A 27000-nucleotide genomic window follows, 5' to 3' on the forward strand; every position below is an offset into this window, starting at 1 on the left:
TTTTTATGTGGTTAAACATAGATGTAAGACAAAACTACCCCCCCCTAACAAAAAGTCAAGCGGAAAAATATGTTTTATAACATAAACGCAAGTGAGTTTAACTCAAAAAGGCTTGTATAATAAAATTGTGAGTTGAGTATTGCTCATAGGAAGAAATCCAATAAATGTAAAGACTTAAGAGTTGTGGTTTATTGAAGAAAGAATGATGTGAGCAGATTAATGCGAACTTTTGCAGGAAGTCACTTTGCCTAAAAACAAAAAACCCGGCTTTTGGCCGGGCTTTGGGTGGAAGATGGGACTTGAACCCACGACCCCCAGATCCACAATCTGGTGCTCTAACCAGCTGAGCTACATCCACCATTTCAATTGCGGATGCAAAGATAAAACTTTTTTTACAATTGCAAAAATCTTCCTCAAAGATATTTTCCCTTGCTGTATATCGCGTATTTTAATACCTTCGCAAATATATTCCCGCTAAATGTTGCAATATTTTAAAAACTCTACAAGAGCCTTACAAGCCTTTCAGGTTATTCGTTTTATTGCCATGTTTGCCATTGGTGTGGGGATGGCACGTTTAGGGTTCAGTAAGGAGGAGATCGGTAGCTACGAGGCTATTCTTTTTATCAGCGGATTGCTCACTACATTTTGGATTACTGGATTAATACAGGCATTACTACCTCTTTATTCCTATCAGGTTGGGGATGATAAAACCGATAACAGGTTGTTTAACGCGTTGGTTGTTGTTTTAGCATTAACCTTTGTTGCATGTTTGATGGCCATTGTTTTTAGAGGAGCGCTTACCGATTTTGCTAATCTTAATGGCAACCTGCCCTTTTACCTGATGGTTTTATATATTGCATTGAGCACTCCATCTACACTTACGGAGTATGTGTACTTGCTGAAAGGTAAAAATATGTTGATGCTTACCTATGGTTTTATTACCTATGGGCTTCAGGTGCTATTTGTTCTTTTGCCAGTTCTGCTTTCCTTAGGGGTTGAGTGCTCGGTTTTAGGCCTTATATTGATATCCGCACTTCGCTTTGTTTGGATGCTTGTGGTTGTATTCCGAAACTCAACCATCGATTTCAGCTGCATGTTTATTAAGGAGTATCTGCACGATGGGATTCCTCTTTCTTTAAAATTCCTGGTTAGCACATCGGGTTTATATATCGACCAGCTAATAATTGGGCACTATTACGATTCATCTACGTTTGCCATATACCGTTTTGGTGCCCGTGAAATTCCCCTTTATACCATTTTAACCGTTTCGTTAAGCAATTCGATGCTTGCCAATTTTGGAAGAGGCGATCATCTTCCCAAAATACTCAATACGATAAAGGTCGAGAGCAGGCGCTTGTCTCACATCTTGTTTCCAATTTCAATACTGGCGGTTTTGTCGAGCAAGTTACTGTTTGGCTTTATTTTTGGCGATGCATTTAAGGATAGTGCTGGTGTATTTATGATTTACAGCTTGATTGTGGTGAGCCGAGTGTTAATGCCCCAAACAATTGCCCAGGGGCTTCGCAAGAACGGAGCAGTACTCACTATCTCTATAATTGAAATGTTGCTAAATATTGGCCTTAGCCTATTACTTATAAACAGGTATGGTATTTATGGTGTGGCTTTGGCAACAGTAGTGGTTTATCTGATAGAAAAAATTCTTTTGATAATTTACAACAGGGTTAGGCTAAAAATACCTGCCTCAGCCTATGTCCCGTTTGATGTAATTGTTCCCTATTCCTTTATTCTGATAGCGGCATTCCTTTTGTCCTGGCTTTTGTTCTGAAACTTCATTGGTAACGGACTAATAGCCTTAATCGCTTTGTAAAGTTGGATTCTGAACATTTTCGATATAAATTTGCATAAAATCTATGGGGCTATGACTACTCTTGAGAAAGTGCTGGAAATTAAGTCGCTCATCCTGCATAGGGCTAATGGTGAGGTGGCCGACAACATGCGTCTTGCAGGGATTGTTTATAAGGTGAATTACGGGGTTCCCATACCCGAGCTAAAAGAGCTGGCGAAAACCTACCAAGGTGACCATGAATTGGCCATGGAGCTTTTCCGTGAAGATATTCGTGAGTGTAAGATTCTTGCCAGTCTAATTGCAGACCCGGCAAAGCTAACAGGGGAGCTGATGGATGAGTGGGCCGCCGAGTTTACCAACCCCGAAATTGTTGAGCAGGTGTGTGGCAACCTTTTCTGGAAATCGGAGTATGTCCTTGCTCGCAGCATTGAGTGGTGTCTTAGTGATAATGATTTAATGCGTAAGGCAGGTCTCCTAATAATTGCACGAAAAGCATCCGACCCTAGGATTAAGGAAAGCTTGCTTGAACCTTATATTGGCATAATAGAAAATATGGCAGAAGAGCTTAACGATTTAACACAAACTGCAGCCCAGTTTGCTCTACGTGAAATCTCAAAACGAAGTGCAGATTTGGCCAAAAAAGTGGCCGAAGCTGCCACCCGAATGACCGAAGCCGAAAATGAGCTTTCGGCTTGGGTAGCCAATGAGCTACTTTTTGAACTGACAGATTAGCCTTTTTTTTCTTCGGCATGCCATTTGTGTGATTTTTCCCGAATTTTAAAAATGTATTGATATGAACCTAACAAAATCATCGAACCCGGCGCTTTCCAGCAAGGTATTTAGTAGGGTTGGATATGCTTCTGGCTCTAATGTTATGACCCTTCAGGGTACGCTCAATAAGGCGATATTAATGTTGGCTATAGTAATTCTTGGCGCCTCGTACACCTGGGGTATTTTTTTTGAAAGCGTAAATCCCGCATCGGTTGTTCCTTGGATGATGGTTGGCGGTATAGGTGGTTTTATAACCTCGTTGGTGGTGATTTTTGCACCCAAAACCTCACCCTACACTGCTCCTGTTTACGCTTTACTTGAGGGGGTTTTCCTCGGCGGCATTTCTGCCTTTTTTGCTTCAACTTATGGAGCAGGGATAATTATGCAAGCGGTTGGGCTAACTTTTGCAATCTTTTTCCTAATGCTCTTGGCGTATCGTAGTGGCACAATAAGAGCTACTGGCAAGTTTAAGGTGATGCTTTTCGCCGCAACTGGTGCCATTGCATTAACCTACTTTGTCTCATTTATCCTGGGATTCTTTGGAGTAAACTTGGGTTTTATCCATGGTAGTGGAACGTTCGGTATAATTTTTAGTTTAATTGTTGTAGGCGTAGCTGCACTTAATATAATTATCGATCTTGATTTTATATACCGTTCTTCAGCTGCAGGTGCGCCCAAATACATGGAATGGTATGGTGCTTTCGGATTAATGGTTACCTTAATCTGGCTTTATATTGAAATTCTCCGTTTGTTAGCCAAGCTAAGCAGTAGGGATTAAATTGCAGGAGGTGAATCTTTTTTTAATGCAAGAGTTTGATATTTAAATATAAGTTGATAACTTTGCAGCCCATTAAACTGAAGTTAGAGGTAAACAAATTAATAATACAATGAAAAAGGGAATACATCCGGAGAATTACCGTCTGGTGGCTTTCAAGGACATGTCAAATGAGCATGTATTTATCACCAAGTCGGCTGTGAATACCAAGGATACCATTACAATTGATGGTGTTGAATATCCTTTGGTTAAGGTGGAAATTTCGAACACTTCACACCCTTTCTACACCGGTAAAGTTAAGCTGGTTGACACTGCAGGTCGTGTGGATAAGTTCATGAACCGTTACAAAAAACACATGGAGAAAAAGAAGTAATTCTACTCCTACATAGCACAAAAAAGGCTCTTCGTTGAAAGAGCTTTTTTTGTTTTATTACCTTTATCTTTTTGATAACTTTGTTAGACTAAAATCAATTAGCATGACAAATACCATTGTTCTTTTCGATGATCAGAGGTATATCGACTTATTACCTCTTACCTTTACCAGGCCAGTTGCTCAGATACGTGTTGGGATTCTTACTATTGCTGAGAAATGGGAAAAGTTAATGGGCGTTTCTTGTAGTTATATCACACAAGAGTATTTGCAACCTAAGTATCCTAACGCCCCTAAAGGCGAGCCTGTAACCCTTATAAATGGTGGTGTTTGTCCTGATAAAGAATTGATTAAAAGTATTGACAACTTGCAGCCAAATCAGCCCCTGGTTAAGGGCGATACATTAATAGCCGTTGTGCTTCCAAGTTCTATTGACAACATTCCAGATATTAAATCGTTTGGAACTGCTGTTGAATACCCTGGTGAAATTTTAGAAATTAAATATCCATGGGATATTTTCAGAAATAATGGCGAGGCAATTAAACGCGATTTTGAACTTTTAACTAATGGCCGCAAATCGGCACCGCTTTCCAGCACCAATAGAATTATTTATCCCAGTAACGTTTTTGTTGAGGAAGGAGCAAAGGTGGAATGTGCCATTCTGAATGCCGAAACGGGTCCCATCTATATTGGTAGCGATGCAGAGGTAATGGAAGGTGCTATTGTTCGAGGACCATTCGCACTATGTGAGCATTCAACCCTTAAGATGGGTGCAAAGATATATGGGCCAACTACTATTGGACTTCATTGTAAGGTGGGCGGCGAGGTTAACAATAGTGTATTCTTTGCCTACTCAAATAAAGCCCACGATGGTTTTATCGGAAATTCAGTCATAGGTGAGTGGTGTAACCTGGGTGCAGATACAAATAACTCTAATCTAAAGAATAACTATGCTCCCGTTAAGCTTTGGAGTTACCGAAAAAAAGGTTTTGTGAATACAGGACTTCAGTTTTGTGGTCTTATAATGGGCGATCATTCTAAGTGTGGAATAAATACCATGTTCAACACCGGAACAGTTGTAGGTGTTAGCTCAAATATATTTGGAGATGGTTTCCCACGAAATTTTATTCCAAGCTTTTCGTGGGGTGGCGCTGCGGGATTCTCGGTTTATAAAATAGAAAAAGCGTTTGAGACTGCCCAAATCATGATGTCTCGTCGTGAGCTTTCATTAACTGACATCGATAAAGATATTCTTAGTAAGGTTTTTGAATTAACTGCAGAGTTTAGAACTTTTTAGTTGCTTTAACCCAAAATCATAATTAAAAAGCCAAAAAATTTTTGGCATAAGGATTGACAATATATATATCCGGGTGAAACTGGCCCCTTATGTGTCATATTGTCATTTAAAAAGAGAGGCATTAATATGAAGAAGAAGATAGGAACATCCTTTTTTGATCAACTTATGAACGATGCAAACGACTCGGAAGTAAACTTTATCCCCATTTTGGCAGAAGGAGAGGTCCCCGAAGTCAAAAAGTCAGATATACCAGATGCATTACCAATAATGGCATTACGAAACACCGTTCTTTTTCCTGGTGTTCTTATGCCTATAACGGTAGGACGCGAAAAATCGCTAAACCTAATTGCAAGCTTGCCCCCTCAAAAGAAAATAATAGGTGTTTTATCGCAAATGGATGCCCGTGTTGAGGATCCAGGTATACAGGACCTTTTTAAGATTGGCACTATTGCTCAGGTTATTAAGGTTCTTGAGCTACCCGATGGCAATTCATCGGTTATTCTTCAGGGATTATCGCGTTTTACTGTAGAGGAATTTATTAGTGAGGATCCATTTTTCCTAGCCAGGGTAAATGAGCTATCTGAGCTAACACCGGAACCCGACGATAAAGAGTTTCTTGCGGTAGCTGAAGCCATAAGAGATATTACAATCCGTATTATTCAGTTATCGCCTAACTTGCCCAAAGAGGCATCGTTTGCTATAAAAAACATTGACAACCCTAAAATGCTTGTTAACTTCATCGGGGCAAACAGCGATATTAAGACCGATGAAAAGCAGAAATTGCTTGAAGAAGCCGACATCAAAAAGCGTGCTGAACAGCTGTTGAAGATTCTTTCGCGTGAGCTTCAGATGATTGAGCTCAAGCACGATATACAGAATAAGGTTAAGCATGATTTAGACCAGCAGCAAAGGGAATACTTCTTGCAACAACAGATGAAAACCATTCAGGATGAGCTGGGTGGCAATCCTATTGAGCAAGAGATAAATGAGTTAAAAGAACGTGCAAAGAGTAAAAAATGGAGTAAAGAGGTTGCCGAGCATTTTGAAAAGGAGGTTAATAAGCTTACACGTATGAATCCAATGGCAGGCGAGTATTCCGTTCAGCTTAATTACGTTCAGCTGCTACTCGATTTGCCTTGGAATGAGTATACAAAAGACAACTTTGACCTTGAGCACGCAAAGCAAATTCTAGATGAGGACCATTTTGGGTTAGTTCAGGTGAAGGAACGTATTTTGGAACACCTTGCCGTTCTTAAGCTAAAAGGCGACCTAAAGGCTCCTATACTATGTTTATACGGCCCTCCAGGTGTAGGGAAAACATCGTTAGGTAAATCAATAGCTCGCGCTTTAGGCCGCAAGTACGCTAGAATATCGTTAGGAGGTATGCACGACGAGGCCGAGATACGTGGCCACCGAAAAACCTATATCGGAGCTATGCCTGGTAGGATAATTCAGAATCTGAAAAAAGTAAAATCGTCGAATCCTGTTATCATTCTTGATGAGATTGATAAGGTGGGGAAAGATTTCCACGGCGACCCAGCCTCAGCTCTGCTTGAGGTGCTTGACCCTGAGCAGAATAATGCCTTTCACGACAACTTTGTAGAAGTTGAATACGACTTGTCGAAAGTGCTGTTCATAACCACTGCCAATAACGTTTCAACCATTAACCCAGCTCTTCGTGACCGTATGGAAATGATTGAGGTGAGTGGTTATAGCTTAGAAGAGAAGGTTGAAATTGCTAAGCGTCATCTTTTGCCAAATCAGCTTAAGGAGCATGGGCTAAACAATGATGCCCTTGTGTTAACCGATAAAGTATTAACAAAAGTTATTCAGGAGTATACCCGGGAAAGCGGCGTGCGTAACCTTAACCAAAAAATAGCAAAGCTTGTTAGGTACGCTGCACGTAAGATTGCCTCGGACGAAAAGTATAATCCCAAGCTTACCGCGAAAGACATTGAAAAGATACTTGGTGTTCCGCGTTATACCAAGGAACTGTATCAGGGTAATGATTTAGCAGGTGTGGTTACTGGTTTGGCTTGGACTGAGGTTGGTGGAGAAATCCTGTTTGTGGAAACAAGTTTAAGTAAAGGAAAGGGTAATTTAACCCTTACTGGAAACCTGGGTGATGTGATGAAGGAGTCTGCAGTGCTCGCTCTTGAGTATATTAAATCGCATGCAGACTATTTAAACATTAAACCCGAAGTTTTTGAAAAGTGGAATGTTCACATTCATGTACCCGAAGGAGCAATTCCTAAGGATGGGCCATCAGCTGGTATAACCATGGTTACTTCACTCGCTTCAGCCTTTACTCAACGAAAGGTTAGGGCTAATATAGCCATGACTGGTGAAATAACCCTTCGGGGTAAGGTGCTGCCAGTTGGCGGTATAAAGGAAAAAATTCTAGCTGCAAAGCGTGCAAATATTACCGATATTATTTTGTCCGCCGAAAACCGCAAGGATGTTTCGGAAATTGATGCTGTATATATTAAAGGCCTTAAATTCCATTATGTGAACACCATTAAGGAGGTGCTGGATTTTGCACTTCTTAATGAGAAGGTTGAAAATCCTATGGCTATCGAGTAATGTATTATACCATTATAACGTTTAGGAAGACCCTTTATAGGGTCTTTTTTTGTTTTTTAAGGTTTTTACTCATCAATTTTACCTATTATTGTATGAAAATTGCTTAATAAGGAGTTATGAGTAGAGTTGCCATATTCCCGGGTTCATTTGACCCAATAACTGTTGGTCATGAATCAATTGTTTACCGCTCGCTTTCGCTATTCGATAAGGTGATAGTGGCTATTGGATATAATTCGAATAAAAAAGCATTTTTTAGCATCGATAAGCGAATTGCAATGATTGAAAAAGTTTTTGCTAATGAACCACGAGTTGAGGTTATTAGCTACGAAGGGTTAACCGTTGATTTATGCAATAGGCTTGGTGTACAATACATTTTACGTGGGTTAAGGACATCTGCCGATTTTGAATTTGAGCGCGCCATTGCTCAGGTTAATAAGCAGATGCATCCCAATATTGAGACGGTGTTTTTACTTACAGCACCCCAGCATACGCCTATAAACTCTACAATTATTCGTGATATTCTTTTGCACAATGGAGACCCTTCGGGGTTTATTCCTAGTTCAATAAACATTAAGGATTATCTATAGGGATATGGTTAAAGTTAAAAATCTTTTTCTTGGACTAGCCTTTTTATTTGGCTTTGGCAAAGCATTTTCGCAGGGAGCTACGGTTTTTGGAACAGCCCCTGAGTACAAGGGGGTAGAGATAATTTTTTATGCCTATTCCGATTATATTACTGAAACTGAATATGAGATTGGCCGTTGTAAAGTTGATAAGGAAGGGCACTTTTCTGCTAAACTAAAAGTACTTGAAACCGATTTTGTTTTTAGCCACCTTGGTGTTTATAGAATTTACTTTTTTGCTGAGCCAGGAAAAAGCTACGAGCTGGTGCTTCCCCCACGCGAGGATAAGACCGAAGAGCAGAGGTTGAATCCCTATTTTAGAGAATCGGACTTGCAGGTTGGTATTAAAAACATTGGAAAAGATGATATAAATTTTTTGATAAATGCTTTTGACTTAAGATTTAATCAGGACTTCGACCAAATTGTTCAGGATGCTTATAGGGGACGACAGCATAATATAGATTCGCTGATTAGCAAGATTGAATCCAAGTTTTCCAATTCTGGAAACCCATTTTTTGAGGCATATAGAGAATATCGATATGGTCTGTTAAAGCAGATAACTTTCATTAAAAAGTCGACTGCAACTTCTAACGAACTTTTTCTAAACCGTCCTATTCTTTACAGGAATCCTGCTTATATGGAGCTTTTTAATCTTGTGTACGACAAGTATTTCCTATTTTTCTCTAGGACTTCAAGAGGGAATGCCATTTTTGATGATATATCTCGATATAAAAGTTTAACCCGATTGAGAAAAACCTTAGCTACCGATGAAGTGCTAAGTAACGATACTTTAATGGAGATGGTCATTCTGAAATCGCTTCACGACGAGTTTTTTAGCGATAACTTTTCACGCTCTGCACTTCTTACTATACTCGATTCGCTATATCGTTCAACAAAAATTCCTGAGCATGTTGTCATTGCAGAAAACATTAGGAATCGAATTACCAAGCTTTTACCAGGATTTGTTCCTGCTCCATTCACTTTAAAAGATGTAAAGGGAAGAGATGTATCACTTGATAAATTCAAAGGTAAATACGTTTACTTAAATTTTTGCACCACAACCAGCTATACTTGTTTGAAAGAATTTGTTCAGCTCGAGAAAATATGCAAGCAATATAAGAAGCATTTGGAGGTAGTAACCATTTCGGCCGATAAGGATATAAACGATTTAAAAGTTTTTCTTGATAATACTAATTACCATTGGACCTTTTTACACTTTGGTAATAAACCTGAAGTTTTAAGAGATTTTGACATCAGGGTTTATCCTACCTACTTTTTAATTGGGCCAGATAGAAAGATGATTATGTCGCCAGCACCATCACCCGAGGAAGGATTTGAACGACGTTTCTTCCAGCTGTTAAGGAGTAGAGGAGAACTTTAATCAAGAGCCTTCAGAACCGACATCAAGCTTGCATAGCTGTCGGAAAGGTAAACCCAAAGGTCGGAGCGTTTAACCCATTTCACCTGCTCAATGCCTTCTTCGGTCTGAGGAGTTAAGGCGTTATTCCAGTTTGAACGCATGGCAAACCAATGTGTAGACTTTATTACCAGCTGCCCATTTAGCATGTAGGTGTGATGAGTAACGGTTAAAGGCTTTTCTATTGTTAAGTTGCTAATTCCAGTTTCTTCAACAACCTCTCTAACTGCAGCAGTTTCAATTGCCTCGTTAGGTTCAACCTTACCTTTAGGTAAGTCCCATCGTCCAAATCGCTTTATAAGGAGCACTTCGTTTCTATGGTTTGTTACAACGCCACCGGCAGCATCAATTTTATCGAAATTTCTTAACAGCTCGTTAAAAGTGTTGTTAACATTGCTAGTTCCTGCAAAAAGGTTAGGAATCTCGGAATGGGTTTGGAAAAAATGGATTAACTTTGGAATGTCTAAAAAGGGCGTGTTGCCCCAAATAAGTCCAGGTTTGTTTGATAAAAATGCATTTTTAATGTTTTGAGTAATAATAAATTTCCGATTATTAAAATAAATTTCAATATCTGATACCATGGATAGCAATATTATAGCGGATAAACTTTTACAAATTAACGCAATAAAGCTTAATCCTGCAAATCCATTTACTTGGGCTTCGGGATGGAAATCACCTATTTATTGCGATAATAGGAAAACACTCTCATACCCTGATGTTCGAAATGTAATATGCGATGGTTTTGTCAGTCTTATTAAGGAAAAGTATCCTCAGGCAGAGGTGATTGCTGGAGTGGCAACTGGTGCCATTGCGCATGGGATGTTAGTTGCCGACAGGCTTGACCTCCCTTTTATTTATGTGCGCTCTGTACCTAAGTCGCATGGTTTAACAAATCAAATTGAGGGTCATTTTACACCTGGCCAAAAAGTTGTGGTTATTGAAGATTTGATTTCTACTGGCATGAGCAGCCTAGCTGCAGTTGAAGCGCTACGAAATGCAGGTTGCGATGTATTAGGACTCCTTGCAATTTTTACTTACCAGTTCGATAAGGCTAAAAACGCTTTTGCAGATGCTAATGTTGATTATGAGACACTTTCAAACTACTCATTGCTAATTGACGCAGCCTTAAGTAAGGGCGTTATCGGTTCCCAGGATATCGAACTCCTTAAATCATGGCGAACCAACCCCGAAGAGTGGGGAAAATAAAAGCTGATGGAATTGAGTAAAGACAGGTATTCAATTGGATAATACGAATTACTAGAACAAAAACAGGCCCACCCAACGGACCTGTTTAGTTTTTAATTTTACTTTCCCTTTATCTTTATCCTTTATCCTTAATCCTTAATAAGCCCTATCCCCACGAATAACCCGCGTAATTATCTCACGTACAATACTTGAGTTGATTTTTTCAACTGCATCTTTGTATGCATTTGCGCCAGCTTGTGGGGCTTTGAAATGAGATGCCTTGATACGTCTATTGGATAAGGTATATACTAAGTTACCTTCTTTATTTTGTACATTAACGTCAAGATTCATTACAACTTGAATGTACTGATTTGCCCTACCAGCGGGTTTAGTATTTGCGGTTACATTTACGATGAAATCGGCATCGTTAGGGTTGTCAGCTATAGGAAAACCAAGTTTAAGAATGTTTGAACGAAGGGCATCGGCCAAGGGGGTTTGGTTAAGTGGTTGGTTAAGGTTTTTCTCATCGGAAGCTATATAGAATGATGGCCTGGTTATGGTGATTCTTGTCTCTGTTGTTGGTGCTTTGATTCTTGAAATTGCCTTTGATATAGCAAAATCACGTGTTGCTTCCTTAACAATCGATTCAACATCTACAATAACTTTAGCTGTTTCTATCTTTTTACGAGAGCGAACTGCTTCGACATCGAACGACGCTTTACCTTCGTTGTTGGTAGTTGAACTTTTACTCAAATATGAGTTGGCCGAGAAAGTGAATTTTAAAGGGATTGAATTTTGAGGAATTCCATTCTTATTTTTTACCGTGTAAGTTAATTCGGAACCTTTTATTGGGTGACCTAATTTAGCTGTTAGCTCATCAGGACCTGATACAATCAGTGAGTTAATAGTGCTAGTGATTTGATTAATGATTTCGTTGCTTAGTAAAATGTCTTTGCCATTGTAATTAGCAGCTATGGATTCATTAAGATATGGCTTGATTGGTTCAAGTGCACGAATAAGCATTAGCAATGCTGTTTTGGAATCATTAGCATTAATTGCAGCGATTGCTTTATCGTAAAAATCGAGTGATTTAGCAGTAGCAGTTGCCTTTTTTTCTGCTACCATCTTGGCGTATTTATCTTTTGATAATCTGAAGTAAATCCAGTAGGTGTTTTGATCTTCCCAAGTGCTAACCACCTCATACCCTTCTAGCTCTTTTTGAGCTTCAGCTCTCACCGATTGCCTGAAGTCTTCGGAAAAATATTCTTGCGTTTCAAATGAGTTTAGAACCGACTTTGCTGAAATAGTTACTGAAATATCGCTTGCCATATCGGCAAGGGCATTCTGCTTTGCAGCTTGTTGATAGTCTGGAGTTGATTTACGTGCCGAACCAATTCCAACATAGTATCCAGGTAGGTTTGGTCGCGATTGAACCCAGCTGGGAGCAGGTGGAATTTCAGCAACTTTTGAGCTGCTACCACAACCAAATAGAATGGATGTAATTGCCGCTAGTACTATTAATCTTTTCATTCTTGTCGGTTTTTGTTATTCTCAAGAAGTTAGTCTAAAATCTGTTGAGTTACATTTTTATTAGCTGCAATCTTTTTAGTGCTACTCTTCTGGGTTATAGCTGCCAATTTTATTTGCAACCCTGTCGCCAATATCGTTTATTGCTTTAGATATGAGCGATGCCATTGATGTTATCTCTCTACGCGAGTTTAATTTTTCTTGTAACCTACGAACATCGGGGGTGTTATCGTTTATAACATCTTTATCGGTTTTAACATCTATCTTTTCCCAGTAACCCGGTACAAGTTTGTCCTTTGGACCATCAAATGTGGCGTATTCAATAAAATCGGACTGGTTGCTTCTCACATAGTCAGTTACCAATACTGCACCCGTTTCGGTTGAGGTGAGCTGATATTTCAAAGCAATTGTTACGCTGTTACTCTGACTATACTCGTAGTAGTAAACTTTTTTGTAGCTAACATTTATCTTTGTATCTCCAGTTTTTGGGTCCTTAACTTTAGTCTCTTCTCGTAAGAAGCCTTTTTTGCGTGTCTTTTTCAACCTACCAGGCTTTAACTCCAAGATGCTTACCTCGCCGTTTAGTATGGCTTTGGCCGATAAAAGTTTTCCAATTTCTAGCTCTGAACCAGTAGAAATACTTCTGTGCTGTTCTTCAATAATTTTATCTGTGTTTTCGGTGTCAATTACTTTAATAAATGGGGTTTTAAGCTCATTTAAACTACTAGTCACTTCAGCTTGTACACTTTTAGTAATGTTTTGAGCATTTCTCGAGCCCGTTTTAAAGTTCGAAACTTTGATGGTAATTGTAGCTTGTTCTAGGGCTTCATCACGTAACTCACGGGCGTCTTTGTAGTTATTATATTCACGAATGATTTTATCGAGATTATTATACGCTTTACGGTAGAATGAGGCACTCATAAATTCTTTTGCTTCACGGTAAAGAGGTTCGCATTTCGATACTTTTAGCATGTCCTTAACATTGCCGTAATCGGGTTGTAACTTCTTTATCTCCGAAAGGAGCTGCTCTGCTTCTTTGAACCTCTCCTCGTCCATATACCTTTGAGCTTCCGAATAAATCTTCTCAATATATTTAGGCTTTGCATCTTTATAATAGTCGGTGGCAATGTTAGAAATGGACAGCTCAACCCCAAAAGCTGAAGCCTTATTTTTTAAATCCTCAGCATCGATGTATTTATATACAGTTCCTTTAAGATCGTCGTTTTCGTATGCCTTAATTACTTCAAGCGACTGTTCATCTAGCACGCGTTGTCCTGCACGTTTAAGGCCAACAATAGCGTTGATATTGTCTCGTTTTGCCATTAGAGAACGGAAGTAAGCATCCGTTGCTTGTTGCCATAATCCAGCCTGCTCAAACTTCATCCCCTTTTTTGCATATTTTTTTGAGGCGCAACCTCCTGCTAATATTACTATTGAAGCAATAAAAAGAGTAAACAGTTTCCTATTCATGGGTGTAAATTTTAGTAACAAATAATAAGTTATAAAGAAAAGACATTTCGCAAAAACATAAAAATAAAACTTTTTGATAATCCTAAAAAGATTTGTACCCTCTTTAAGAATTTTCTTCAAACCACTCAAAAAGCGAGCCAAAAAATTTTAAATTTGGAACATAAACTAGAGGTTTGAAAGAGATAGTTAGAAATGCAATTGAAAGGTTAAGATATTTACTGAAGGCTGAACTTCCTGGGAAGGATGCTCAGATAATTATGGCGCCTTCGGTAAGAGCGGATAAACATGGGAATAGTAAACCGAACCTATCTACGCGGGAAAGTGCAGTGCTAATCCTTCTTTATAGGGCGCTTAGTGGTTTACGGTTTGTCCTAATAAAACGACAAGTTTATGATGGGCCACATAGTGGACAAGTGAGCTTGCCAGGTGGTAAGTTTGAAGAAAACGACATTTCAATAAGTCAAACCGCTTTACGAGAAACGTACGAGGAGATTGGGGTTGAACCTAAGAATGTTGACCTGTTGGGCAGGTTGACAGAGCTTTATATTCCAGTTAGTAACATGATAGTGCATCCATTTGTTGGTTACATAAACGAGACCCCAAATTTTAACTTAAACCTACTTGAAGTTCAGTATATTGTTGAGGTGGATTTGTTCGATTTGATAGATGATAGAAATAAATCGGTAAAGGTGATTAACTCACATGGGTATCCCATTACTGCACCATACTATAATTTAAAAGATGAAATGGTTTGGGGAGCCACCGCAATGATACTGTCTGAATTTGAGCATATTCTTAAAAAGGTTTTATTGTGAGATTTTAAAATCTATCTTAATTTGTAACAATTAATGGTACGCTTTTTATTAGATGGTTTTTATGAGATGCTTAAAAAAACATTTGAAAAATAAATTTAGATTAAATATGGTAGGGTAAAATAAAGTTTTTTCCCATTCCGTTTTAAACCTTTGTAAAATTTTATATTCTTTTGTGTAAACAAATTATATTAACCATGAAGCGAAAAAAATGGATTATATCTATTACTTTGATTGTTATTGCTGCTATCTTGTATATTGTTTTTGGTACTAAGTCGACCGATAAAACAGCGCCACAATTCACGAAAGTAGAGACTGGTAAGTTTGAAATTGTTGTAAATGTAACGGGCGAGCTTGTTGCCCAGAACTCTGAGGATATAATGGCGCCATCGGAGCTTCGTGGGAGGTCGTTTAGAGTGGCTGAGATAAAAATTCAGGACTTGGTTCCAGAAGGAACCGTTGTGGATTCAGGTGACTATGTAGCAACACTTGATCGCTCAGCTTTAAGTAATCAGCTTAAGAATACTGAAGATGAGCTTGAAAAGAGCCAACAGGCCTACCTTAAAACCCAGCTCGATACCACACTTCAACTTCGTGATCTTAGGAACAACCTAATTAACCTGAAGTTTGATATGGAGGAGAAAAAAATAGTATTGGAGCAGTCCAAGTACGAACCTCCAGCCACACAGCGTCAGGCGCAAATCAATCTTGAAAAAGCAGAGAGGGCATATAAGCAAGCATTACATAACTATACACTGAAAAAGGAGCAAGCAGAGGCCTCGATGAGGGAGGTTGAAATTAACCTAGAAAGAAAGCGCCGTGAAAAGGAAGATATGCTTAATGTAATCAGCAAATTTACTATTCGTGCACCCAAACAAGGGATGGTAATTTACTACAGGGAGTGGGGTGGTCAAAAGCGAAAAGTTGGCTCAACCATTAGCCCTTGGGATTTGACAGTTGCCACGCTACCCGACCTTTCGGTAATGAACTCAAAAACATATGTAAATGAAATTGACATTAGTAAAGTTAAAGTTGGGCAAAAAGTAAGAATTAGTGTTGATGCATTCCCCGAAAAGAAATTTACTGGCGAGGTTATTGAGGTTGCTAATATTGGCGAACAGCTACCAAATACCGATGCAAAAGTTTTTGAGGTGGTGATTCGTGTTAACGAGTACGATCCCATTCTTCGCCCATCAATGACAACCGGTAATCAAATTATTACTAACACATTTGATTCTGTAATGTACATCCCACTGGAAGCATTACATGCTAACGATAGCTTAAGCTTTGTTTATACCAAAAAAGGCGAACGGAAGATTGTTGTGCCCGGTCCAATGAACGAGAATCATATCATTATAGAAAAAGGCCTGAAGCCAGGCGAAGAAATTTACCTATCAACTCCTGAAGATCCTGAAAAGTTCGAATTTGAAGGTTTTGAGCTAATCCCAGAAATAAAGCGAAAAAAGGAGGAAAAACTCAAACAGGAAGAAAAACTCCGTGATGAGCAAGAGCTGCAGATGAAAATGAGAAAAAAAGGTGGTGCGACGATGCGAATTAACGGAGGAAATATTAAGATAACTTTTGGTTCAACAGATTCAAAAACGGGAAAAGATAAAGGGGAAAAGAAGAAATCAGGTAATAAAACCGAAAGTGTTAAGAGCGATTCAAAACAGCAATAGCCATGTTCAGAATAGATAGGCTTTATCGCAGATATGCTCATGACATCACTATTGCCCTTGAGGCAATTATGGCTAATAAATTAAAGTCGATACTTACAGCTTTGGGAATTATTTTTGGTGTTGCTGCAGTTATAAGTATGCTGGCTATTGGGAATGGTGCTCAACAAGAGATTTTAGAGCAGATGAAACTTGTTGGCGTTAACAATATCATTGTAAACTCTATTTTTGAAGCTCCCGATACCGAGAACTCCGATACTGAGAATGGAAACAAGCAGAAGCAAAAATTCTCACCAGGATTAACCCTAAGTGATCTTAACGCTATAAAAGAGGTTATTCCTTCAGTTGAGCATATTAGTCCAGAAATTAGTCTGAACTCATACATACAATACAAGGGAGTGCGAATGCAGGCTAAAATACTTGGTGTTAACAACGATTACTTTAACCTATTTAACCTTCCACTTGAGGAGGGAACTTTTTTCAACAGCTATCAGGAAGACCATGGAGTTCCTGTTTGTGTGATAGGTGCCAATATTAAAACCAAGTTTTTTAGCACCGAAAATCCAATTGGTAAGTATATTAAATTTGGGAATGTTTGGCTTAAGGTTATTGGTGTTCTTTCTAAGTCGAATGTTAAGGTTACGGGCTTTGAGAATAGTGGAATTAACGTTTACAACGATAATGTTTATGTTCCTGCAAAAAATATTCTGCTACGATACCAAAATAGGGCATTGGTGAATACTAAAAAGCTAGGGCAATCATTTACATTCAGAATCGGATTTGCTTTTTTTGGTGGTAGCACGCAAAGCCAAGCACCCAAAAACTATCATCAGCTCGACAGAATTATTCTACAGGTAAAAGAAACAGAAGATATCACATCAACAACCGAAATACTTAGCCGTATGCTAAAGCGGCGGCATGCCGATGTTAACGATTTTGAAATTACAGTTCCCGAGTTGCTGCTAAAGCAGCAACAACGCACAAAGGATATTTTTAATATTGTACTTGGTGCAATTGCCAGCATTTCGCTCATTGTAGGGGGAATTGGGATTATGAATATCATGTTTGCATCGGTAATGGAACGAATTAAGGAGATTGGAACACGCCTTGCCATTGGCGCTAAAAAGGCTGATATTGTAGCTCAGTTCCTTTCCGAATCGGTTCTTATTAGTGTTTCTGGAGGATTAATAGGTGTAATACTAGGTGTTATCCTTTCAAAGCTGATAACCCATTTTGCCGGTATACTAACAATTGTAAGTTTTTCATCAATAGTAATTGCTTTTGGGGTTTCTGCTGCCGTTGGTATAATATTTGGCTTATCGCCAGCCAAAAAGGCTGCAGAGAAAGACCCAATAGAATCTTTAAGGTATGAATAGGAATAAAAAATAATCAAAATGACAATGAAAAAGGTATTTGTTCTACTTGCAATTTTTTGTTCAACTCAAGCATTTTCACAAAAACCAATAAACCGATTAACCTATTCTGAGGTTATTGAGCTTGCCCGTGAGCAATCGCCTCAGGCAATACTTGCAAAACACCGGTTTAGGGCTGCTTACTGGGAGTACAGAACCTTTATTGCGGAGTTTCGGCCAGCTGTAACGCTTCGTGGAACTGTTCCACAGTTTACGCGTTCGTTGGTTCGTTACCAAAACCCCGATGGAACCTACCAGTATATCGAAGAAAACTCAAATACTACCTCATTAGGACTGTCCATAACACAGAATATTGGTTTAACGGGAGGTCAGGTATTTATTAATAGTAACTTGGAACGAACTGATATTCTCGGATCCAATTCAAGCACATCGTACTTAAGTTCTCCTGTTTCAATTGGTTTTTCTCAACCACTTTTCGCCTTGAACCAGCTAAAGTGGAGTAAGAAAATTGAGCCATTGAAATATGAGGAGGCAAAACGAACCTTTATTCAGTCGCTTGAGACAATTTCAATTGAAGCAACACGTCTTTTCTTCGATTTGGCTATGGCCCAGCAAAACCTTGAAACGGCAAAGCTGAACTATTCCAATACCGATACATTGTATAAAATTGCTCAGGGTCGATACAACATTGGAACCATTGCCGAAAACGAGCTGCTTCAGATGGAACTCAGCTTTCTTAATGCTGGTAACGCTCTTAGCGAGGCTGAGGTTGATTTGCTACTTAAAAAGAATCGCCTTAAATCGTATTTGGGGCTAAATGATGATTACGACCTGGAAATCATACTTCCGGATAGCATACCAAATTTTGATGTGGATTTTGACAGGGTGCTTACATTGTCAAAAGAAAACAATCCCCAAATACTGAACTTTCAACGACAGCTTATTGAGGCCGATATGAATGTTGCGCAGGCTAAAGCAGAGCGAGGCCTGAATGCTAATCTTTTTGCCTCGTTTGGTTTAACCCAGCGAGCAAGCGACCTTCATAATGCCTATGTTGACCCGCTGGACCAGCAAAGTGTTAGAATAGGGCTTACCATACCCATTTTAGACTGGGGATTGGGTAAAGGAAAAGTAAAAATGGCCCAATCGAATCGCGAGGTGATTCGGACAACCATTGAGCAATCGGTAACCGATTTTGAGCAGGATGTTTTCCTTAAGGTGATGCAGTTCAACAGGCAAGACGACCAGGTTGCCATTGCAAAAAAAGCCGACCTTGTTTCACAAAACAGGTACGAGGTAACCAAGCAACGTTTTCTAATTGGCAAGATTGATGTGCTAACGTTAAATGTTGCACAAACCGAACGCGACCAGGCCAAACAAAAGTTTATTAGTACGCTATCGAGTTACTGGCAATCGTACTACCAAATACGCAGATTAACACTATTCGATTTGGAAAAAGATGCTCCCATTACAACTGATTTTGAGTTGTTACTCAAGTAGATGCTAAAAAAACTGATTTTAAATGATAATTTTTTTTGAAAAAATTTTGCAGGAAATACGAAATGATATATTTTTGCAGCACCAAACACGAGCACAACGGTGCAAGTAAAGGTTGAAAGAATGCGGAAGTAGCTCAGTTGGTAGAGCATAACCTTGCCAAGGTTAGGGTCGCGAGTTCGAGTCTCGTCTTCCGCTCAAGTTCTTTGGGGAGTTCAAAGTGGGAAGGCTTTGAACTCTTTAAGTTTAAAGCAAAAGCCTTCTGCCCGGATGGTGGAACTGGTAGACACGCAGGACTTAAAATCCTGTGGCCATTGCGGCTGTGTGGGTTCAAGTCCCACTCCGGGTACTTCAAAGCCTCGCCAGGTGCGGGGCTTTGCTGTTTTATGGCGACAGCCTGCAGCCTTGCGGGCGTGCCGTTCCCTCACCACCAGCCCTCACTTTTTTTTGTAGCTCAGCAGGAAGGGGCATAATCCGGCTGCTGCCTGCACATTTTTTGTAATCCCTATATGGCAAACGTATCGATTCTGCCCGATGTTTGTTTATGAATTTGGTCATTATTTATAAGATTAAAGATATCTTGCCTTCGCCCTTTTTTAGTTGTATCGCAAGGTTTTGCACCTTCAAGCTTTTAATAGCCAAAATTCGTCTTTGTATTAAATGCTATATGAAATGTTTTTAAAGGTCGCTATATTTTGAGTTTACAGTATTGTCTGTTATTTGATAATTCTCGTTCACCGCTAGAGTGTGATGCTCTGTCAATATTAGCACATTTCGATATTTCTTCAAAGGTGTCGGAAGATCTTGGCTTAATGTTTTAATTGCTAATCTATGCAAGTTGAGCTGAGCTAAAGCAGTTAATCTTTTATGCATAATACTAAATACACTTGGCATTTGGGTATATGTTCTAGATGTGTTGTATGGGGTGGATGAATTCAATTGAGCCTTAAGGGGGTTAATCATCTTTCTTTTTTATTCCGCGTTTAGCGATAAACAAAAGATTATTTTGTGCTGTACCCTTCTGGGGCGTTTTAACTAGTATTTTATTAACCAATACTCCTGCATTCTTTATGTTGTCTGAATGTCTTATCTCATAAGGCTTTCAGCACAACGTGTTGTTTGTCAACTAAAAAAGTTATCAACAATGTGTAAAAAAGTGGGGAAAAGTGGTTGAAAGTGGAAAATTATTGTATATTTTTACAAATTGAAAACTAAAAACATAATGTCCACATTTATCGGCGATTACGAATGCAAAGTTGACGAGAAAGGTCGAGTGCTCTTTCCGGCATCGCTGCGAAAGCAGGTGAAGTCGGATTCGCCCGATAGGTTTGTGGTGAAAAAGGATATTTACGAGGATTGCTTAGTGCTTTACCCCATGGAGGAGTGGGAGCGCCAAACGGATATAATCCGTAAGAATACAAATCCATACAACAGGGAGCATAACCTGTTCCTTAGAGAGTTTTTTAGGGGAACTGCTGAGGTATCGCTCGATTCGAATGGTAGGATGTTATTGCCAAAACGATTGCTCGAAATGGTTGGAATAGGACGTGAAATAGTTATGTCGGGGATGAACGATAAGATTGAGATTTGGGCAAAAGATAGGTATGAAAATGTGCAGCTAGGTTCAAGCGATTTCGCCAACCTGGCTGAGCGTATATTAGGTTCAACACCCTTAAAAGATGAGTAAATGGCCTACCATGTTCCTGTGCTGCTTAACGAAAGCATCGAGGGGTTAGATATTAACCCCAGTGGTACTTATGTTGACCTCACCTTTGGTGGTGGTGGGCATTCGCGTGCCATTTTGCAAAAACTCGGGAAGAAGGGTAGACTAATTGCATTCGACCAGGATGAGGATGCGCTCAAAAATGCCTTAGACGATAAGCGTTTCATGCTTATCAGGGGAAACTTTAGGTATTTCCGTAACTTTTTGCGTTATCATGGTGTTGAACAGTTAAACGGAATTTTAGCCGACCTCGGCGTTTCGTCGCATCACCTTGATACTGCTGAGCGGGGGTTCTCGTTCCGGTTCGAGGGACCACTTGATATGCGCATGAATAGAAATGCTAAGCTTACCGGACAGAAGGTAATTAATGAGTATTCCGAAGAGCGGTTAGCAAATATCTTAAAACTATATGGAGAGGTAAAGGGTGCCGGTAGGGTAGCTTCGGTTATTGTTCGTGAAAGAAGCAAGGGTAGCATTGACAATGCTGACCAATTACTTGAGATTTTAAAACCACTCATTCCTTTCAAAATTCAAAACAAGGTGCTGGCGCAAATTTTTCAAGCCATAAGGATTGAGGTAAACCAAGAGATGGAGAGCCTTAAGGAGATGCTTGAAAGTTCTGTGAAAAGCCTTTTGCCTGGAGGAAGATTGGTGATAATATCATATCACTCACTAGAAGATAGAATGGTAAAAAACTTTTTCCGATATGGAAATGTTGAGGGTACCGATAGCATGGATTTAATGGGAAATAGGAATGTTCCATTTGAGCAGGTTAACCGTAAAGTAATTACACCTAGCGATGATGAATGTATTGAAAACAACAGGGCACGAAGTGCAAAACTAAGAATAGGGAGGAAGCTATGAGCGAAATAGGAACACCCGAGTTCGAAGATGTAAATGTTTCCCAGGAAGAAGCAAAGAATGGGAAGCGTGTTGGTGTTAAGGATTTTATCAGTGGTAAGATACTAACCCACGAGGCTATTGTTGGCCAGATGTCGTATATCATCTTTTTAGCAATTATTGCCATTTTCTATATTGCCAATAACTATCGCTATAACAATCTTTTAAGGACTGAGCAAAAGTTAAGGAAAGAGGTTAAGGATTTACGTGCCGAATCAATTACAACCGCCGCAAAACTTATGTCGATAAGTCGGCAATCGGAAGTGCTAAAGCTTGTTGAGTCAAAAGGGTTAAATCTGAAAGAATCGACTGTGCCACCTAAAAAGTTGAACTAGAAAAAGTATTATTTGAATGACAATTAAAAATGACATACTGATACGCATTGCAATAGTATATTTTGTGCTATTGCTAGTTGGTGTGGCAATAATTGTCAAAATACTTACAATACAAGTAGTAGAAGGAGGCGAACTTCGCGAAAAGGCAAAAAAAATAACATACCGTGATATAATTGTTGAGGCAAACCGTGGCGATATATTAGCCGCCGATGGCAGGGTGCTTGCAACTTCAATACCTTACTACGAGCTAAGAATGGATCTTAGGGCTGCAGGGCTTACCGATTCTATTTTTAAAGCAAATATCGATTCGTTAGCGATATGCCTTTCTAAATTTTTTGGCGATAGGTCGTGGTACTCATACCGTTCGGAGCTAAACAATGCTCGTAAGTATGCAAAAAACAAACGTTACTATCCTATTGCACCTCGTAAGGTGAATTATATCGAGCTTAAGGAGATATCAAAATTTCCTATTTTACGTTTTGGACCCAATAAGGGTGGTTTTATCCCTGTTCAGGTTAATAGAAGAATTCTACCTCATAAATCGCTTTGTGCAAGAACAATAGGAAAGGTTGGCGAAGGTGGAGGAAGAGTCGGGATTGAAAAGGCTATGGATTGGGCGCTTAGAGGTAAGGACGGTTTGAGGGTTCACTCCCGAATACCTGGCAACAACTGGGTTGAGGTTAAGAGCATGAATAAGGTAGAGCCAGAAGATGGTTTTGATGTGCTAACTACCATTGATGTTCAGCTGCAAGATGTGGCAGAAGCAGCATTGCGAAAGCATCTGGCAGGACATGGTGCAGGGCATGGTTGTGCTATAGTTATGGAGGTTGCTACAGGCGATATAAAAGCCATTGCTAACCTTCGAAGAAATGAAGATGGCACTTACGATGAGGTTTATAACTATGCTGTAGGGGAGAGTACTGAGCCTGGATCAACCATGAAAACCGCTACGCTAATTGCGCTGTTGGAGGAGGGAAATATCAACTTAAACGATACTATTGATACTGGTGATGGTAAGCTCGCCCTTTGGGATCATGTGGTTTCCGATTCAAAAATTGGTGGGCATGGTAAAATTACAGTAAAGGAAGTGTTTGAAGTTTCATCAAATGTTGGTGTTATTAAGCTAGTACAAAAGGTGTTTAAAGGGCGTGAAAAGGATTTTGTTAATAAGCTCTACGAGCTAAACCTGAACAAGCCTACAGGTTTTATTATCCCAGGTGAGGTAAAGCCCCAAATCCGCTACCCTGGCGACAAGGGTTGGTCGGGGCTTTCGATGCCTATGATGAGCATTGGCTACGAGGTCCGACTTACTCCCTTGCAAATGTTAACCTTTTATAATGCCATTGCAAATAATGGCAGAATGGTTAAGCCACGATTGGTGAAAGCATTGCTACGTCATGGACAGGTGGTAGAAAGTTACTCGCCTGAGGTGATACAATCGGCCATTTGCTCCAATTCAACCTTAAGGAAGGTTCGCGAGGTGCTAGAAGGAGTTGTAGAAAACGGAACTGCTAAAAATCTTAGAAATCCCCGCTATAAGATTGCTGGAAAAACTGGTACAGCCCAGATTGCTATGGGGAAATCGGGTTACCGTAAAGGTAACGTTATAAACTATCAGGCTTCATTTGTAGGATATTTTCCAGCAGAGGATCCCAAGTATTCATGTATTGTTGTTGTTAACTCACCATCAAACAGCGTTTACTATGGCAACCTGGTTGCTGGACCAATTTTTAAGGAGATTTCCGATAAGGTTTACGCTACTAGTCCTGAATGGTTTACAGAATTAAAGGGTGATGGTTTGGTTGAACTTCCACAAAGTAAATCGGGGCATATTAGTAGTCTAAGTTATGTTTTCAAAGAGCTCGATTTGCCATTTAAAAAGGCAAAATCAACCAGTTGGGTTCAAACTAAGCGCGATAGTACCCAGGTTGTTCCTATTCCGCTTAAATATCCCAAAAACCTTGTTCCTAGAGTTATTGGAATGGGGTTGCGCGATGCAATCTTTCAGCTCGAGAGTCGTGGCCTTAAAGTGGCTTTCAATGGCTATGGAACTGTTCGGTCACAATCGGTTTTACCTGGAAGTAGAGTTGTTAAAGGAAGTACAGTTTACCTAGAAATGACCAAAAAGTTTGATTAGAATGATGAATTTAACCGACATATTACCCGAAAAGTTGGCCAAGGAGATTGTTGGTAATGGGAATCAAAAGGTTTCGGCTTTAACTTTTGATTCACGAAATGTGAATCCCAACGACTGTTTCTTTGCAATTAGGGGTACTCAAATCGATGGACATAGCTATATTGAACAGGCCATTGAGAAAGGTGCTACAACCATTGTTTGCGAGGAGCTGCCAAAGGGAAAGCCCGAGGGCATAACCTTTGTTCTGGTCGAAAGCTCGTCACTTGCATTAGGATTGATGGCTTCGTTGTTTTATGGAAAACCATCGGAGAAGTTAAAACTTGTTGGAATTACTGGCACCAATGGAAAAACTACTACGGTAACTTTGCTTTATAAGCTAATGCTTCAGTTTGGCTATAAGGTTGGCTTGATTTCTACGGTGGCCAACTATGTTAATGACACCAAAATAGATGCTACTCATACTACCCCTGACCCTATCACACTTAATAAGCTTTTAAAGCAAATGGTTGATGTGGGCTGTGAGTACTGTTTCATGGAGGTTAGCTCGCATGCAGTTGTTCAGAATAGGATTGCTGGTTTAAAGTTTGCCGGTGGGATTTTTAGCAACATCACCCACGATCATCTTGACTATCATAAAACCTTTGCGGAGTACATCAAGGCCAAAAAGCGTTTCTTTGATGAGTTACCATCCGATGCCTTTGCACTTACAAATATGGACGATAGGAATGGCATGGTGATGGTTCAAAACACAAGGGCAAAGGTTTATACCTATTCGTTAAGGTCAATGGCCGATTTCCGATGCAAGGTGGTTGAGAGCCATTTTGATGGTATGATGCTTAACGTTGATGGAATTGAGGTTTGGTCAAGGCTTATTGGGCGCTTCAATGCTTACAACCTGCTGGCAATATATTCAACGCTTACCTTGTTAGGTTTCGATAAGAATGATGCCCTAACTGGAATTAGCAGTGTTACACCAGTTAGCGGTAGGTTTGAATACGTTCGGTCCGACAATGGCGTAACTGCCGTTGTGGATTATGCACATACCCCCGATGCACTTGAGAACGTGATTAAAACCATTAACGAAATTAAAACCGATAACCAACGCCTTATAACTGTTGTTGGTGCAGGTGGTAATCGCGATAAAACTAAACGACCAGTAATGGCAAGGGTTGCCGCTGAACAAAGCGATATTGTTATTCTAACTTCCGATAACCCCCGTTTTGAAGACCCAGAGGACATTTTAAAAGATATGAAAAGTGGTGTTGATGCATCGCTTGCCAAAAAGGTTGTAACCATTACCGATAGGCGCGAGGCTATCAGAACTGCCTGCATGCTTGCTCTTAAGGGCGATATAATACTGGTTGCAGGCAAGGGCCATGAAACCTATCAGGAGATTAAAGGTGTAAAACACCATTTTGATGATAAAGAGGTACTAGCAGAAATATTTAAATCGATGCAGGCATGATATACTACTTGGTTCAATTCATTACAAAATACTGGGATTTCCCTGGTGCAGGGCTGTTTAAATACATCTCGTTTCGTTCGGCTGCTGCGTTTATCGTGTCGCTTATGTTTGCTCTTCTTATTGGCAAGCGAATAATCCGATTCCTACAACGCAAGCAAATTGGCGAAGAGATTCGGAATCTTGGCCTTGAGGGCCAAATGCAAAAGAAAGGTACTCCTACCATGGGGGGCATTATTATCCTTGCATCGATGCTTTTGCCTGTTCTGCTTTTTGCCGATATTCTGAATATCTACATAATTGTAATGCTTGTTACAACCGTGTGGCTTGGTGTTGTAGGCTTTGCCGACGATTACATTAAGGTGTTCATGAAGAACAAGGAGGGGCTCTCAGGGCGCACAAAGATTATTGGTCAGGTTTCGCTAGGCTTATTTGTTGGGCTCGTTATGTGGCTTAGCCCCGATATCGTTGTAAAAGAACGTGTTGTGGTCGATAAGAATGTAACGCAATACGAAACGGAGCTTTCAGCTGAATATCGTGATAATCAACCTTCAACGGTTAGCAAAGCTAAAAAGACAACACAAACAACCATTCCTTTTGTAAAAAATAATGAGTTCGACTATAGCGTTTTGAACCCATTTAAGGGAGAGAAATATCATTTTGTAACCTGGATTATCTTCATACTAGTTGTAATCCTAATTATTACAGCTGTTTCAAATGGAGCCAACCTTACCGATGGGCTCGATGGTTTGGCAACTGGTGTTTCCGCTGTTATTACTACTACACTTGGAGTATTTGCATACCTTTCGGGCAACGTTATCTATGCAGAGTATCTGAACATAATGTACATTCCGCAGTCGGGAGAGCTGGTGGTGTTTATGAGTGCATTTATTGGGGCACTTGTGGGATTTCTTTGGTATAATAGCTATCCTGCACAAGTATTTATGGGCGATACTGGCAGCCTTACCATAGGTGGAATAATTGCTGTATTTGCCATTCTGGTTCGTAAGGAACTGCTTATTCCTGTTCTTTGCGGAATCTTTTTGGTTGAAAACCTGTCGGTTATGCTGCAGGTTAGCTACTTTAAATACACCAAGCGTAAGTATGGCGAAGGACGCAGGATTTTCCTAATGTCGCCTTTACATCATCACTATCAAAAGAAAGGATATCCTGAACCCAAGATAGTAACACGTTTTTGGATTGTTGCAGTAATTCTTGCAGTAATTACAGTTGTAACCTTGAAAATACGTTAAAACAAAC

The 27000-nt window shown here is 39.7% G+C and carries 23 protein-coding genes and 3 tRNA genes; 21 read left to right on the forward strand and 5 right to left on the reverse strand.

The window, feature by feature from the left end; genetic code table 11:
- Positions 1-283 precede the first annotated feature (283 nt).
- A tRNA-His gene (locus tag FHG85_RS02585) sits at positions 284-359 on the reverse strand.
- Between the two features lie 119 nt (positions 360-478).
- On the opposite strand from FHG85_RS02585, the gene FHG85_RS02590 reads away from it, so the two are divergent.
- From FHG85_RS02590 to FHG85_RS02625, 8 genes are all read left to right on the forward strand, one after another.
- Positions 479-1786, forward strand: a complete 1308-nt coding sequence (locus FHG85_RS02590; protein WP_173072722.1) for an oligosaccharide flippase family protein — start codon at positions 479-481, stop codon at positions 1784-1786.
- 93 nt (positions 1787-1879) lie between these two features.
- The gene (locus tag FHG85_RS02595) at positions 1880-2539 is read left to right on the forward strand and encodes a DNA alkylation repair protein (RefSeq protein WP_173072724.1); all 660 of its coding nucleotides are present in this window, start codon (positions 1880-1882) and stop codon (positions 2537-2539) included.
- A 61-nt stretch (positions 2540-2600) separates the two neighbouring features.
- Positions 2601-3356 carry a Bax inhibitor-1/YccA family protein gene (locus FHG85_RS02600; RefSeq protein WP_173072726.1) on the forward strand — a complete coding sequence of 252 codons (756 nt, stop codon included), beginning with the start codon at positions 2601-2603 and terminating at the stop codon, positions 3354-3356.
- Between the two features lie 109 nt (positions 3357-3465).
- Positions 3466-3726, forward strand: coding sequence for a type B 50S ribosomal protein L31 (locus tag FHG85_RS02605; protein WP_173072728.1), 261 nt, complete (start codon positions 3466-3468; stop codon positions 3724-3726).
- A gap of 103 nt (positions 3727-3829) precedes the next feature.
- A complete protein-coding gene (locus tag FHG85_RS02610; RefSeq protein WP_173072730.1) occupies positions 3830-5020 on the forward strand; it encodes a GlmU family protein in 1191 nt (396 codons plus the stop codon).
- A 126-nt stretch (positions 5021-5146) separates the two neighbouring features.
- Positions 5147-7603: an endopeptidase La gene (gene lon, locus FHG85_RS02615; RefSeq protein WP_173072732.1), complete on the forward strand. Its 2457-nt coding sequence runs from the start codon at positions 5147-5149 to the stop codon at positions 7601-7603.
- Positions 7604-7719: 116 nt separating this feature from the next.
- Entirely contained in the window at positions 7720-8190 is a 471-nt protein-coding gene (gene coaD, locus FHG85_RS02620) for a pantetheine-phosphate adenylyltransferase (RefSeq protein ID WP_173072735.1), read from the forward strand.
- 4 nt (positions 8191-8194) lie between these two features.
- On the forward strand, positions 8195-9607 hold the full coding sequence (locus tag FHG85_RS02625; protein ID WP_173072737.1) for a TlpA family protein disulfide reductase: 1413 nt from the start codon (positions 8195-8197) through the stop codon (positions 9605-9607).
- On the opposite strand, the gene FHG85_RS02630 is transcribed toward FHG85_RS02625, so the two are convergent.
- A complete protein-coding gene (locus tag FHG85_RS02630; RefSeq protein WP_173072739.1) occupies positions 9604-10224 on the reverse strand; it encodes an NUDIX hydrolase in 621 nt (206 codons plus the stop codon). The two genes, FHG85_RS02625 and FHG85_RS02630, sit on opposite strands and share 4 nt — an antisense overlap.
- Here FHG85_RS02630 and pyrE point away from each other — a divergent pair.
- Positions 10223-10849 (forward strand): orotate phosphoribosyltransferase, encoded by a 627-nt coding sequence (gene pyrE, locus FHG85_RS02635; protein ID WP_173072741.1) that lies wholly within the window; start codon positions 10223-10225, stop codon positions 10847-10849. The two genes, FHG85_RS02630 and pyrE, sit on opposite strands and share 2 nt — an antisense overlap.
- A 135-nt stretch (positions 10850-10984) precedes the next feature.
- Here the strand turns inward: pyrE and FHG85_RS02640 are convergent, their stop codons facing one another.
- Together FHG85_RS02640 and FHG85_RS02645 are read right to left on the reverse strand one after the other, a co-directional pair.
- Positions 10985-12358 carry an LPP20 family lipoprotein gene (locus FHG85_RS02640; RefSeq protein ID WP_173072743.1) on the reverse strand — a complete coding sequence of 458 codons (1374 nt, stop codon included), beginning with the start codon at positions 12356-12358 and terminating at the stop codon, positions 10985-10987.
- 81 nt (positions 12359-12439) lie between these two features.
- On the reverse strand, positions 12440-13825 hold the full coding sequence (locus FHG85_RS02645) for a tetratricopeptide repeat protein (RefSeq protein ID WP_173072745.1): 1386 nt from the start codon (positions 13823-13825) through the stop codon (positions 12440-12442).
- A 173-nt stretch (positions 13826-13998) separates the two neighbouring features.
- Here FHG85_RS02645 and FHG85_RS02650 point away from each other — a divergent pair, with 173 nt between their 5' ends.
- From FHG85_RS02650 to FHG85_RS02675, 6 genes are all read left to right on the forward strand, one after another.
- A complete protein-coding gene (locus tag FHG85_RS02650) occupies positions 13999-14640 on the forward strand; it encodes an NUDIX hydrolase (protein ID WP_173072747.1) in 642 nt (213 codons plus the stop codon).
- A 194-nt stretch (positions 14641-14834) separates the two neighbouring features.
- Entirely contained in the window at positions 14835-16316 is a 1482-nt protein-coding gene (locus tag FHG85_RS02655) for an efflux RND transporter periplasmic adaptor subunit (RefSeq protein WP_173072749.1), read from the forward strand.
- 2 nt (positions 16317-16318) lie between these two features.
- A complete protein-coding gene (locus FHG85_RS02660) occupies positions 16319-17689 on the forward strand; it encodes an ABC transporter permease (protein ID WP_173072751.1) in 1371 nt (456 codons plus the stop codon).
- A gap of 18 nt (positions 17690-17707) precedes the next feature.
- Entirely contained in the window at positions 17708-19186 is a 1479-nt protein-coding gene (locus FHG85_RS02665; protein WP_173072753.1) for a TolC family protein, read from the forward strand.
- 122 nt (positions 19187-19308) lie between these two features.
- Positions 19309-19381, forward strand: a tRNA-Gly gene (locus FHG85_RS02670).
- Between the two features lie 66 nt (positions 19382-19447).
- A tRNA-Leu gene (locus FHG85_RS02675) sits at positions 19448-19532 on the forward strand.
- 329 nt (positions 19533-19861) lie between these two features.
- Here the strand turns inward: FHG85_RS02675 and FHG85_RS02680 are convergent.
- Entirely contained in the window at positions 19862-20146 is a 285-nt protein-coding gene (locus FHG85_RS02680) for a hypothetical protein (protein ID WP_173072755.1), read from the reverse strand.
- Between the two features lie 259 nt (positions 20147-20405).
- Here FHG85_RS02680 and FHG85_RS02685 point away from each other — a divergent pair, with 259 nt between their 5' ends.
- The 6 genes from FHG85_RS02685 to mraY are packed head-to-tail and all read left to right on the forward strand — an operon-like array spanning position 20406 to position 26993.
- The gene (locus tag FHG85_RS02685) at positions 20406-20870 is read left to right on the forward strand and encodes a division/cell wall cluster transcriptional repressor MraZ (protein ID WP_173072757.1); all 465 of its coding nucleotides are present in this window, start codon (positions 20406-20408) and stop codon (positions 20868-20870) included.
- Positions 20871-21770: a 16S rRNA (cytosine(1402)-N(4))-methyltransferase RsmH gene (gene rsmH / locus FHG85_RS02690; RefSeq protein ID WP_173072759.1), complete on the forward strand. Its 900-nt coding sequence runs from the start codon at positions 20871-20873 to the stop codon at positions 21768-21770.
- Positions 21767-22141: an FtsL-like putative cell division protein gene (locus tag FHG85_RS02695; protein ID WP_173072761.1), complete on the forward strand. Its 375-nt coding sequence runs from the start codon at positions 21767-21769 to the stop codon at positions 22139-22141. Before rsmH ends, FHG85_RS02695 begins: the two co-directional genes overlap by 4 nt.
- Positions 22142-22157: 16 nt before the next feature.
- Positions 22158-24278, forward strand: coding sequence for a penicillin-binding protein (locus FHG85_RS02700; protein WP_173072763.1), 2121 nt, complete (start codon positions 22158-22160; stop codon positions 24276-24278).
- A gap of 4 nt (positions 24279-24282) precedes the next feature.
- Positions 24283-25743 (forward strand): UDP-N-acetylmuramoyl-L-alanyl-D-glutamate--2,6-diaminopimelate ligase, encoded by a 1461-nt coding sequence (locus tag FHG85_RS02705; protein WP_173076724.1) that lies wholly within the window; start codon positions 24283-24285, stop codon positions 25741-25743.
- The gene (mraY, locus tag FHG85_RS02710; RefSeq protein ID WP_173072764.1) at positions 25740-26993 is read left to right on the forward strand and encodes a phospho-N-acetylmuramoyl-pentapeptide-transferase; all 1254 of its coding nucleotides are present in this window, start codon (positions 25740-25742) and stop codon (positions 26991-26993) included. Before FHG85_RS02705 ends, mraY begins: the two co-directional genes overlap by 4 nt.
- Positions 26994-27000 lie beyond the last annotated feature (7 nt).

It is taken from the genome of Tenuifilum thalassicum (genome assembly GCF_013265555.1).
GTDB classification, from domain to species: domain Bacteria; phylum Bacteroidota; class Bacteroidia; order Bacteroidales; family Tenuifilaceae; genus Tenuifilum; species Tenuifilum thalassicum.